Annotated in this window: 11 protein-coding genes; all 11 read right to left on the bottom strand. The window is 72.2% G+C overall.

Annotation, left to right across the window (positions count from 1 at the left end; genetic code table 11):
• A partial coding sequence (locus tag D7V80_RS24325; RefSeq protein WP_199738838.1) for a hypothetical protein occupies positions 1 to 537 on the bottom strand: 537 nt, incomplete at its 3' end.
• Positions 534 to 4,301 (bottom strand): baseplate J/gp47 family protein, encoded by a 3,768-nt coding sequence (locus D7V80_RS24320; RefSeq protein ID WP_120590434.1) that lies wholly within the window; start codon positions 4,299 to 4,301, stop codon positions 534 to 536. The genes D7V80_RS24320 and D7V80_RS24325, both read right to left, overlap by 4 nt.
• Entirely contained in the window at positions 4,298 to 4,672 is a 375-nt protein-coding gene (locus tag D7V80_RS24315) for a GPW/gp25 family protein (protein ID WP_014396087.1), read from the bottom strand. Before D7V80_RS24315 ends, D7V80_RS24320 begins: the two co-directional genes overlap by 4 nt.
• Positions 4,672 to 5,859 carry a phage late control D family protein gene (locus D7V80_RS24310; RefSeq protein ID WP_120590432.1) on the bottom strand — a complete coding sequence of 396 codons (1,188 nt, stop codon included), beginning with the start codon at positions 5,857 to 5,859 and terminating at the stop codon, positions 4,672 to 4,674. The genes D7V80_RS24315 and D7V80_RS24310 overlap by 1 nt, the downstream gene beginning before the upstream one ends.
• A complete protein-coding gene (locus D7V80_RS24305) occupies positions 5,859 to 6,137 on the bottom strand; it encodes a LysM domain-containing protein (protein WP_014396085.1) in 279 nt (92 codons plus the stop codon). The genes D7V80_RS24310 and D7V80_RS24305 overlap by 1 nt, the downstream gene beginning before the upstream one ends.
• A 10-nt stretch (positions 6,138 to 6,147) precedes the next feature.
• On the bottom strand, positions 6,148 to 6,876 hold the full coding sequence (locus tag D7V80_RS24300; protein ID WP_120590431.1) for a hypothetical protein: 729 nt from the start codon (positions 6,874 to 6,876) through the stop codon (positions 6,148 to 6,150).
• Complete coding sequence (locus tag D7V80_RS41480) at positions 6,873 to 7,085, bottom strand: hypothetical protein (RefSeq protein WP_014396083.1); 213 nt, start codon at positions 7,083 to 7,085, stop codon at positions 6,873 to 6,875. Before D7V80_RS41480 ends, D7V80_RS24300 begins: the two co-directional genes overlap by 4 nt.
• A gap of 19 nt (positions 7,086 to 7,104) precedes the next feature.
• Positions 7,105 to 7,980 carry a hypothetical protein gene (locus D7V80_RS24295; RefSeq protein WP_120590430.1) on the bottom strand — a complete coding sequence of 292 codons (876 nt, stop codon included), beginning with the start codon at positions 7,978 to 7,980 and terminating at the stop codon, positions 7,105 to 7,107.
• Between the two features lies 1 nt (position 7,981).
• Entirely contained in the window at positions 7,982 to 8,473 is a 492-nt protein-coding gene (locus D7V80_RS24290; RefSeq protein WP_120590429.1) for a phage tail protein, read from the bottom strand.
• A gap of 25 nt (positions 8,474 to 8,498) precedes the next feature.
• A complete protein-coding gene (locus D7V80_RS24285; protein ID WP_120590428.1) occupies positions 8,499 to 9,062 on the bottom strand; it encodes a phage tail protein in 564 nt (187 codons plus the stop codon).
• Positions 9,062 to 11,383, bottom strand: coding sequence for a phage tail sheath C-terminal domain-containing protein (locus D7V80_RS24280; protein WP_158616694.1), 2,322 nt, complete (start codon positions 11,381 to 11,383; stop codon positions 9,062 to 9,064). The genes D7V80_RS24285 and D7V80_RS24280 overlap by 1 nt, the downstream gene beginning before the upstream one ends.
• Between the last annotated feature and the right edge of the window lie 16 nt (positions 11,384 to 11,399).

Raw genomic sequence — 11,399 nt, 5'->3', positions numbered from 1 at the left:
TCCTCCACCTGTTCCCGTTCCCCCGCCCGTCTCCGTCCCGGATCCCGCTCCAACCGGAGGAGGCAGGAACGCACGCAGCTCGTTGAGCTCCGGCAGCAGGCGCAGCGGCGCGAGCGTCTCGAACACGGCGGCGGTCTCTTCCCCTTCGGCCGCTGAGTTCACCGCCGTTCCCGCCGACAGCGTGCCGCGCACATTCGCCTTGCAGCGGAAGTGCTGGAGCCCCACCGCCGCGGTGCCCGGGCTCGGCCGATAGCCGATGTGCCCGAGCAACTTCGAGACGGAGTCCTCCAGCCGCGCCGTGGCGAGGAAGCCCTCCTCCGCCCACGCCTGCTGATACGTCCACAGCACGTGCAGCGCGAGCGCCACGCTGTCCAGCAGCCCCCGCCCCAGGTCCACCGAGGACGGCGCCGCGTACGCGAGCGGATTCCAGGTGGGCGCCTCGTCCAGCCGGGTGAAGACGATGCGCGCCGACTCGCCCAGCCGGGTGCGCAGCTGCTCATGCGTCAGCGCCTGGTGCGTGGAGGGAACGCGGCTCATCGCAGCCCTCCGCACACCTGCACCGTGAGGACGCCTTCCGAACCCGGCCAGTAACCACCCCGAGCGGTGGCCACCTCGTCCGGCCCAATGGGAATGACGCCCGCCTCCAGCCGCTCCTGCGAGTGGGGCTCCAGCCTGCGGAAGCGCTTCACCCGCACCGCCGTCACGCCCGGTACGCGCAGCACCGCCTGGTACAGGTCCGCGAGCTGCACGTCGCCGTTCAGGCCGGAGCGGTCCGGATCCAACAGGCCGCCGTCCCCGGCGATGGCGCCCACCACCGCGTCTCGCACCTGGTCGGCCTGCGCATGGGGCGCGGCGTCCACCTCCAGGTCCAAGTCGAGCGGCACCCATCTGGGCGGCAGCGCTTCCACGTCCACGCCCAGCAGCCGGATCTCCTCCAGCCGGCTGCGCACCCCGGCCCACCGGCGAAGCAGCTCGTCGCGGTCGAGCGTGTCCTCGTCGCGCAGCAACACCGTCACGCGGATGACCGTGCGCAGGTCCCGGTCCACGGCGCGCGCCGACGCCCCCGCCACCTCCGGCATCTGCTGGAGCATCCGCACGTAGTCATCCACCGTGACGGCGGACAGCGGCTGCGACACGCCCGCCGGTGCCCGGTAGCGAATGGCGTCGAGCGACTCCGCGTCGCGTCCCTCCACCGCGGGCAGCGGATTGTCCACGCGCACCAACGCGCGCAAGTCATCCATGGATTGAGCCAGCAGCTCGCCCGCGGACGCGGAGCGCTGCGGATCCAATGGCACCTGGAGCAACCGCGTGAGCACGCCCTCCCCCACGTTGGCCACCGTCCCCAGCCCGACGCGCAGCGACAGTCCCAGCGTCGTCTCCCGAGGCGGCAGCGCCGCGCCGTTGACGCCATCGCCCCAGCGCAGGCTGGCGCCGCCCGTGGGCGTCGCGCGCAGCACGAACACCTCATCCCCCGGCCCCTGGACGGACAGGTCATCCACCCGCGTCCATGGGTCGTCCTCCACGCTCACCTGGAGCTGGGGCGTCCCGCGCCGCGACGTCTCTCCCGGCAGGGGATACCCGGAGGCCTGGACGCTGACCGGATGGAACGGCAGGGCGAACTCGCGCTCCTCGCTGCCGTCCACGACCGGGGACAGCAACGCGCGCCACTGCGCGAGGCTGCGCGCGAAGGGCTCCGCCGAGTCCGCCTCGAAGCCCTCCGGAAGCGGCGTCACCGGCAGCCCGTGATGAGCGGGCACCACGTTGCCCAGCACCGTCGCCCGAGGCCCGGGCGCGGGGTCGCCGGGGGCCAGGAACACCTCCGGCGCGAACCTGCGCGGATCCCACCCGACGAACGTCGTATCGGTGGCGAGCGCCACGGACGTCACGCGCACCACGTGTCCGCCCTCACCACGGCCGCGGTAGAGGATCAACCACCGGCCGGCCTCCAGCTCCGGGTACAGGCCCGCGAGCGTGGCGCCCGTGTCTCCCGGCTGCACGGACTCCGCGAGCGTCACGGACTCCAGCCGGGGGAAGTACGACAGGGGCGACTCCGTGACGAACACCAGTGAGTGCTCGTCCGTGGAGGCATTCGCCACCAGCGTTTCGGCGGGGATCTCCAGCACGCCGCCCCCGGTGAGGAACTCCAGCGCGGTGGTGCCGGGCGGAAGCACCGTCAGGTCCAGCTCCTCCAGCCGCGCCTTCACCAGCACCGCGAGCGACTCTGGATCCAACCGGAACCGCAGCATCACCGTGGCGGAGAGCCCCGGGTCCGGCGCGTAGTCCAAGCCGCGCGCGTGGTCCTCCACGGAGCGCCGCAACCGGGCGTCCTCCAGGAAGCCCTCCACCACCGCGCGCTCCTGCTGATACGCCAGCGAGTCCAGCTGCGCGGCCACGGCCTCCAGCAACATGGTCGTGAAGTCCGCGGGCCCCCGGTCCTCCCACGGCGCCATCACCGTACGGGCCCGCTCCAGCATCACCGCCAGCAGCGACTGCGCGTCGCGCGCCCGGTAGTCCACCAGCGCGCCAGGTGCCGGCCGCTCCGGGGCCGTGAGCCACGGGCGCGGCTGAGGATCCCTCACGTCGCAGCCCGGCACCACGTCCGGAGCCCACGCGCCAATGAATGGCGCCGGATCGCGAGGCCCCTCGCCCGGAACCGGCACGGCCGCGCGCGAGATGGCCGCATCCGGCACCAGCCGCAGGTCCACGGTCTCCGGAGGCGGCAGGCCGCCAGTGAGCAACACCGGAGGAACCTCCGGAGTCCCCGGCACCCGGTACGGCAGCGGCCCCACCTCCAGGAACGGCGGGGCCGCGCCCTGTGCGAACAGCGCGGGAGATGCGGACAGCTCCGCGTCCGGAGCCAGCACGAAGGGCGCCCCCACGATGGCCGTGAAGAGCGAGTCGTAGGCGCGAACCTCCCCGGGCCCCAGCCGGAGCCCATGCGCATGCCGGTGCCAGGTCAGCTGCGCGAGCAGCAGCTGCTCCGCCTGGAACCACCCCGCGTGCACCGACGTCCAGGCCTCGGTGCGACGCACCAGCGCTGTGCGCAACCCGCCCTCCAGTTGCAGCGCGGTGCCGGTGATGACGAAGAGGGAGCAGTCCTCGACGGCAATCTCTCCCGGCGTGCCCACGTCGAGCACCGGCTCCAGGCCCCCCAGCGGCGCGGCCACGTGCAGGCCCACGACGTCCGCATCGATGGGAAACCCAGGCAGCGTCAGAGGCCCCACGACCGAAGCAGACAGTGCCTCCAACGCGACGGTGAGCCAGTCCGACCACGCCGCGGCGGGCTCCGCGGACACCGGCACAGGCGCCGCCGACACACGGCTCACCTCCACGTCGCGAACCACCACCGGCTCCAGCGAAGGTCCCCCCAGCACCCGCATGCCCGTGGCGCGCGTTCCGGCGGTGACATCCTCCACCTGCCCCATGGACACTTCGATGCTCCGCCCACCCAGCGCGAGCACGCCCATCGGGAACCCGCCCTGCACCCGCTGCACGGTGAAGCCACGCACCTGAAGCGCGCCCACCGAAGCCGCCACGAGCCCGATGCTCCACTGCACTCCGAACGCAGCCACCCCGCTCACGGACACGTCCACCATGGACAGTCCCTCGCCCTCCTCCCGGGCCACCAGCACCCGTGCGCCGGTCGCGTTCGGCCCGGAGACCTCCGACACCGTGAGCCCGGACAGGTCCGCGCGGGTGAAGCCCGCCAGCTCCAGGCCCACGGCCGTCTCCATGCCTGTGACGTCGCGCACCGACACGTCCGCCCACTGCGACCGCTGGCAGACCGCCCGCACGCCGAAGGCCTCTCCCACCGAGGCCCTCACGCCGTCCACGGACAGGCCCGTCACCCGGGCCTCCGTCGCCAGCAGCCGAAGCCCTGTCGCCACCTCGCCCTTCGCCTGCGTCACCGTGAGCGAGTCGATGACCACCGTGCCGTCCGGCGTCTCCACGCTCACCGCCGCGCAATCCCCCGACGCCGTGGCGCTCACCGTGACGTCCGACACCTCCACCCGCTTCCCCAGGAGGACCAGCCCGGCGTCCACCGACACCACCGCCACGCCCGACAGGCCGGTGACGAGCCCCGTGACCTCGAGCGTCCCGCCGTCGAGCTTCAGCGTCACACCCGGGGCGCCCGTGAGCCGCAGCGCGTGCGCGGGCGTGCCGATGACGAAGTCCGTGGAGAGCACGCCCTCGCCCACGGGCAGCGCCCACTCCACCTCGCCCGGCGGCGTGGCCTGCAACGCGGCCTGCGCCTCCGCGAGCGACGCCTCCAGCGGCAATGTCAGGACCCGCGCGCTCACGGCGGCGCCTCCAGGTCCCGGCGGAACAGCTCCGCGTGTTCCTCACCTGTCGCCAGCAGCGTGTAGAGGATGTCCACGTAGAGCGTCGCGTCCTCGGCGCTCACCTTCACCGCGTCCAGGCGCACCTGGTCGCGCATGAACTCCTGCACGTTGAGGCGGATGATGTACTCGGCCGTGGCGGCGGACTCCGGGCTCGCGGCGCCGAACACCATCCGCTGCACGCCGCACCCGAAGCGCGGCCGGTTCACCCGCTCCCCGGGCAGCGTGAAGAGCAACTGCTCCAGCTGCTGCCGGATGACCTGCGAGGACCCCACCGTGCGCGGCGTGCCCAGGTCTCCCAGCTGGAAGGGGAAGTGCAGGCCGCGTCCCATCACGCCACCCCGTTGAGCGCGTCGCGCGCCAGGTCCACGTCCACCTCGTAGCGGGCCAGCGCCTCCGCCCACACCCAGCGGTGCCGCGCGCCGCGCACGTACCAGGTGCCATCCATCAGCTTGCCCGCCCCCACGAGCCCCACCGGACGCCGGGCGCGGAGGATGCGCTCGTAGCGCAGGCCCTGCACCGTACCGTTCGCCTCCGCGAGCCAGTCCGCCTCGCGGTAGTCCGACCACGCCAGGTTCTCCACCTCCGGCACGTCGTGCGGCACGTCCACGTACTGCAGCCCCACCGCCTTCGTCTGGGGCCGCTTGGGCAGCACCGCCGCCATGCGCGCCTTCAGGATGTCCGCGCGGCCCGTGGGCCCCATGCGAGGGAAGCGCGGAGCCGTCACCGTGGCGGAGCGGATCCGCCGCGTGCGCTCGTCGATGTGCTCGCCATGAATCTCCGTGGGACGGTGGCTCTCCCAGCGCGCCTTGAGCTCGATGACGGTCGGCGTGGAGCGGGGAATGAGCGACAGGTCCGGCTGCTTCGGTCCATCCGGCCGGGGCAGGTGGAAGTGACCCACGCTCTCCAGCGCCGCGTTGGCGCCCGCGCCCACCGGCCCCTGCTTGCGCTCAACGAACGCCTCAAAGCCGTTGCGCCGCGCAAGCCACCGGATGAGCGATGCATCCGTGCCGCGCTGGAGCACCACCGCCCGCGCCAGGTCGCGCACGGGCGCCGTCTCCTGCACGTCCAGCGCGAAGCCATATTCCCCGTACAGCTGCCGCACGATGCCCGCGTCGGACAGCCCGCTGAACGAGCGCGTGCGCTCCTCCAGGTGCATCAGGCACGACGCGTCCAGCCCGTACACCTCCAGCGACGAGTCCGGCACGCGCGAGGGACCGAAGTACGGCTCCACCGCGGTGATGTAGCCGTCGAACACCACCTCCTGCACGTCCGGCGCCTCGCTGTCCGGAGCCCCCAGTCCGAAGCTGATGGTGATGCGCTTGAGCAGCGCGAAGCGCCCGTCCGCCAGCGCGTCCCAGTCCCCCGAGTTCGTGGGCGCCATGTCCAGGGACAGGTGGAAGGACGACGCGTCATCGGTGCGCTCGTCCACCTCCAGGCGCGACACCCGGCCACGGGCGTCCGTCATGGGCTGCCCGTCAATCCAGAGCTGGAGGAACGCCGCGCGCTGCTCCGCCATCAGGGCTTCTCCGGGATGAACAGCACCGTGCCCGGCTCCAGGAGCGCCTCGGGCTCGAAGGTGGGGTTGGCGTCCACGATGCGCCACGCCTGGTACGGGTCGCTGAAGTAGCGCTGCGCGAGCAGGTCCAACCGGTCCCCCGCCACCACCTTGTGCAGCAGCGACGTGGGCACGCGCGGCGCCACGCGGGGCACGTACAGCGACACCGTGGCGCCCTCCGGGCCCAGCGGCACCGCGTACGTCGGCAGGTCCTTGTATCGCGAGGAAGGGTCGCTCATGGCCGCCTCTTCAGCTCTCCCCGTTGAGCTTCACCTGCGGCGCCAGGGCCTGCGCGATGAGGGTGCTCGCGTCCGCGCCCTTCACCGCCGCCAGGTCCTCCATCCGCAGGCGCTGGTCGCGCAGGTTGGCGAACGCCTGGGCCACCTTGCTGTTCGCCGCGTTCTCCCCCACCTCCAGGATGCGCATGCGCAGGTCCACCTCCGCGCGCAGCGGGAACAACGCCGGGTCGAACCGCTGCTCCACGATGGTCATCCCGGTGATGACCACCGGGAAGGTGCGCGGCCCCAGCATCAAGAGCAGCTCCGAGGGGTTGAGCGAGACGAGCTTCGTCGCGGGCTTCTTCTCCTCCTCGCCCGTCTGGTCCTTGCCCAGCGCCATGCCCTCCAGCATGGCCAGCTCCGGCAGCACGCCCTGGGTGCCCTCCCCCTTCGTGTCCCGCAGCAGCGCCTCCGTCACGTCGAAGACGAGCTTCAACGCAATGGTCTCGCTCTTGGCGTGCAGGCCGCCGCCGCGCTGACCGTCGGTGAGGACCTTGGTCTGCTCGGGCGTCTTGCCGGGCTTCGTCTCCCACTGGCCCGCGCGCGTGCGCGTCACCGTCTCCGGGTTGTACTGGAAGCGCAGCGCCCGCACGCCCGGCTCGGCCTTCGGGTCGGCGGATGACGGCGGCAGCGTCACCAGCATGCCCTTCTGGAGCTGCTGATCGAACGCGATGAGCGTCGGGTCCAGGTTGCGCGTCATCCGTTGCCCCGGACGCCGGGCGGCTCGCGTTGGGCGAGGCTCCGGGCGATGGCTTCATTGTTCTTGTCCATCAGCGCCACCACCGTCTGGGTGAACAGCTTCACGAACTCCTTCGGGTTGTCCGGCACGCTGCGCAGCATCCACGCGAGCTCACGCTCCATCTCGCGGCGGGTGAGTCCGACCTGTCCTTGCACCGGGGGTGGGGCCATGGCGTGTCCCGTCCTCTCGTCAGCTCCAGCCATCCACCAGCGGACGGCCTTCCAGCTCGTTGCGAAGCAGCTCCAGGTAGCGCCACCGCCGGGCCCGCGGCAGGGCCAGGATGTCCGCCTCCGACCAGTGGTAGTGGAAGGCCAGCACGTGCACCTCCGTCTCCAGCCGCGCGGCACCGCCCTTCAGCTCGCGAGCCAGGAGCGCGAACGGATCCAGCTCCAGCTCCAACCACGCGGAGCACTTCGGACAGCGCGCCAGGAGCCCCAGGTCCGGCGCGCTCGTGCCGTCCGCCAACGCCAGCGCCACCGCGTGCCGTGAGCGCGCGGGCAGCGCCAGCCACGCGGAAGGCGTCAGCGCCTGCCCGTCCACCACCACCAGCCGCGACCAGAGGAGCGCGGACCGCTCCGCGCGGGTGCCCTGGGCTTCCGCGAGCAGCGCGTCGTCCTCGCCCGTGGGCTCGCGCACCTCCGCCCGCCCCTCTGGCAGCGCCACGGTGAGCACCTCCGGCGCCGCGTCCACCCGCTCCGGCGCGAGCGCGGAGAGCCGCACGTCCACGTCCGCCATCGCCTCGCATCCGGGCGCGGGGCAGCGCGCCACCAGCGTCACGCGGTCCCCGTACATCCGGGCCCGCAGGTGCAGCGCCAGGTGGTGCCGGTCTCCACGCGTGAGGCAGGCCGCCAGCTCCGCGTCCACGCGCGGGTAGTCCCCCAGCCGTCCCAGACACGCCGCCAGCCACCCGCTCACCGCGCGCGGGCCGGGACGCTCGCCGGTCTGGGCCAGCGCCCACTCCTCGCGGCCGGTGAGCGGACGCAGCTCGCCCTGGCGGTGACAGCGGCCGTCCTCGTCGAAGAGGCCGTGCGGCAGCAGCACCGGGATGGGAGGTTCCAGGAGCACGTCAGACCACCGGCTCCAGCGTGAAGCCCTCGTGATGGACCTCCACGGACTCGATGAGGATCTCGTTCGCCTCCGCGGCCAGCTCCGACATCGCGGTGAACTTCGAGACCCACGCGTTGCGCAGCACGAACTTCTTCACCGCCCGGTTGAAGTCCAGGTCGAAGACCAGAATCTCCACGGTGCGCCGGAAGTCCGGCTCCGCCGCGCGGAAGCCGGGCGTGGCTTCGTGGCGGATGAGCTGGGTGGCCCAGTCCCGGAACGTCGTGTCCTGGGTGAGGCCCGCCTCCAGCGTGAGGGGCTCGTAGTGCACGCGGCCCGGGGACAGCTCGTCCACGGAGGACGGGCTGTTGCCGGAGCGGAACTTCACCACCTCCACGGTGCCGGTGAGGCCGGAAATCTTCCGGCACGCGGCCACTTCAATGTTGTTGAAGAGCACGCGGAAGTTGAAGTTGCGGTACGGGTCGCGCTTCGTGGATTCGACGAATCGGGGCATGGCTTCACTCCTCGAAAGGGGGACGTCAGGGCGTCGCGACGCTCGTCGCGGGCAGGGACAGCACGGGCCGGGGCACCGGCTCCCAGCCCTCGTGGGTGAGCTCCAGCGACAGGAGCGCCACCTCGCCCGCCATGGCGTCCAGCTTGGGCAGGGCGTGGAACTTGCTCACCCACGCGTTGTGCACGTGGAAGCTGCGGATGCGCGCCTCCATGCCTCCGGGCGGGGGCACCTGCGTGGGGTGCGCCCAGGCGTCCCACACGTCGAGGAAGAGGTCGCGCTTCACCGGCTCGCCGGGCGCCTTGCCGGTGCGCGCGAACTCCAGCACCGCGCGCGCCCAGCGCTCCAGCGTGTCGTCCAGCGCCAGCCCCTGCTCCAGCACGAGCGGCTCCCAGTTCACCTTGTGGGGCTGCGCGTAGCGGTGCAGGTTGTTGCCGCCCTCCCACGTCTCATGGGCGCCCACGCTGACGGACAGGCCGGACACGGAGCGCACCCCCGCCACGTAGTCGCCGGCCGCGGACGTGCTCATCCGGAGCCGGAACTGGAAGGTCCGCAGCGGGTTGCGGGCGTTGGCGGGGACGGGCGTGGGCATCAGGCCGCCAGCAGGCTCTTCTGGCTGATTTCGATGACCACGAACTCCGCGGGCTTCAGCGGCGCGAAGGCCACCTGCGCGGTGACGATGCCCGCGTCCACGTTCTCCTGAGGGTTCGTGCTCCGGTCGCAGACGACGCTGAAGGCCTCCTCGGGCGTGCTGCCCTGGAAGGCGCCCTGCCGGAACAGCCCCAGCATGAAGGACTCGATGGCGACGCGGATGCGGCCCCAGAGCTCCTCGTCATTGGGCTCGAACACCGCCCACATCAAGCCGCGCCGCAGGGACTCCTTGAGGAAGAGCGCGGTGCGGCGCACCGGGATGTAGCGCCACTCCGGATCCGGCGACAGCGTGCGCGAGCCCCACGACACCAGCCCCACGCCGGGGAACTGGCGCAGGCAGTTGAGGCACACCGGGTTGAGCTGGTCCTGCTCCGCGTCGATGACGGGGTACTGGAGGCCCAGCGCGTTGGCCAGGGACGCCTCGATGCCGGCGGGCGCCTTCCACACGCCGCGCGTGGTGTCCGTGCGAGCGAAGAGGCCCGCCACGTGGCCGGACGGCGGCACCAGCCGCGTGGGGTTGCGGCCCACGCCCACGGGGTCCGGCACGCGGATCCACGGGTAGAACATGGCCGAGTTCTTCGAGCGCGAAGGCAGCCCCTCCACGAACTGCTTCGCGTCGTCCGGCACCACCGCGAAGTCCTTGTCCACACCGCCGGGGCCATCCGCGAGGAAGAAGCAGTCGCCCCGGTTGTCGCAGTACGCGATGCCCGCGGCGATGAACGACACCTCGTTCTTGCCCGGCAGCGCCACGATGTTGACCTCCTCCGTGTCCAGCGCGTGCAGGCCCGTGCGCAGCTTCGCGTCGCCCGCGAAGTCGGACGTGTCCAGGGGCCCCGCGCCGTCGTCCCCGCCCAGGAGCCGCAGGTTCGTCACCGTCGCCGGACGCACGACGGGGTTCGCGGGCGAGTCGTCCGAGTAGCCCCGGGCGCGCGGCGCGAAGCCCAGCTGCCGGAGCATGGTGGGCACCGTGGGCTGGAGCGTTTCGCTGATGGAGAGCTGGAGCCCGTCGAAGGACTCCGCGCCCAGGCCCGCCGTGCCGGGAGCGGCGGTGCCGGTGAAGCCGGTGGCGGAGAGCGACAGCGTGGAGGTGCCCGCCGCCGTGGCCAGGCCCGTGATGACGGTGTTGCCCTGCGCATCCGTCACCACCGACGCGACCTTGCCGGCCAGCGCCACGCTCAGCGAGTGGTTCAGCTCCGCGGGCGTCACCGCACCGGCGTTCGCCGCCAGGATGGGGATGGGCACGACGGTGGTCGCGCCCGGGGGGCCCACGGTGACGCGGGCGTCCTCCGGGTCCAGGTCGTACGTCGCGCCCGTGGGCTTGGGGATGGTGAGCGTGGGCCCGGTGGCCACCTTCAGCGAAATCTCCGGCGAGTCCGTGCCGCTGATGACGAAGGTGTTGGTGAGGTTCGCCGCGGTGACGGCCTGGGTGAGGAAGGCCTTGAGCTCCGTGGCGGTCAGCTGCACGCGGCCGTTGACGAACGCGGCGCCCGGCACGGCGGCCACCACCAGGGCCTGGGTGATGGGGACGTCCAGCACCGTGCGGGGCAGGTCCGGCTGGGCCTCGTCCCAGGTGGAGACCTGGAGCTTGCCACCGTCATAGAGGCTGTACTTCGTGCTGGCCAGCACCGCGGCCTTGAGCTTGGGAGGCACGCCCGGGACGAGCACCGCGCCGGGCGCCCGCGCCGCCAGCGCCACCTGGAACTCGTCGCGCACGCGGAGGTAGCGGGAGATGTCGTTGATGCGGTCGCCGACGTAGTCCTCGCTGGACGGATCCATGCGCACGTCCTCGAACGTCTCCAGGCGGCGCGTGGCCCCGGCCTCCGTCCAGTTCACCTCCACGCGGAACGCCTCGCTGGGGAAGTTGAGGGAGTCGCTCACGTTGACGCGGAGATAGTCGGACCACTCGCCCGCGCCCCGCGCCAGGAACGTGAGGGCGTTGAGGCCGCCGCTCGCGCGCGAGGCCACGGGTGCGGACACGCCACCCACCGCGTCGGAGGGCAGCACGCGCACGACGTAGGCGCGCCGCCCGCCCGAATCGAAGAAGGCCTCCACCGCCTGCGCGACGAGCCCCGCATCTCCGGGCTCGTGGCCGCCAAAGGCCCGCTCATATTCGGCGAAGCCGGTGACGAACCAGGCCAGGGCCGGGATGCCTCGCGCGGTGCGTCCGACGAACGCCGCCGTGGACGTGCCCACCCCTTCGATGGGGCGCGCCCCGGCACTGATCTCCTCGACATAGACGCCCGGATGCAGTCGCTCAGCCACGTTCATCCTCCTGGTT

It is taken from the genome of Corallococcus sp. CA054B (genome assembly GCF_003611625.1).
In the GTDB taxonomy this organism is placed as follows: domain Bacteria; phylum Myxococcota; class Myxococcia; order Myxococcales; family Myxococcaceae; genus Corallococcus; species Corallococcus coralloides.
This window is presented reverse-complemented; position numbering and strand designations above follow the sequence as displayed.

What these genes read in the sequence shown, in the direction of transcription:
- D7V80_RS24315 (WP_014396087.1), bottom strand. Translation starts at nt 4,672, where the DNA reads ATGGGACGCGGCCTGCACTTCCCCTTCCAGCTGGGAGACCTGGGCACG.
- D7V80_RS24310 (WP_120590432.1), bottom strand. Translation starts at nt 5,859, where the DNA reads ATGGCGGAGCAGCGCGCGGCGTTCCTCCAGCTCTGGATTGACGGGCAG.
- D7V80_RS24305 (WP_014396085.1), bottom strand. Translation starts at nt 6,137, where the DNA reads ATGAGCGACCCTTCCTCGCGATACAAGGACCTGCCGACGTACGCGGTG.
- D7V80_RS24300 (WP_120590431.1), bottom strand. Translation starts at nt 6,876, where the DNA reads ATGACGCGCAACCTGGACCCGACGCTCATCGCGTTCGATCAGCAGCTC.
- D7V80_RS41480 (WP_014396083.1), bottom strand. Translation starts at nt 7,085, where the DNA reads ATGGCCCCACCCCCGGTGCAAGGACAGGTCGGACTCACCCGCCGCGAG.
- D7V80_RS24290 (WP_120590429.1), bottom strand. Translation starts at nt 8,473, where the DNA reads ATGCCCCGATTCGTCGAATCCACGAAGCGCGACCCGTACCGCAACTTC.
- D7V80_RS24285 (WP_120590428.1), bottom strand. Translation starts at nt 9,062, where the DNA reads ATGCCCACGCCCGTCCCCGCCAACGCCCGCAACCCGCTGCGGACCTTC.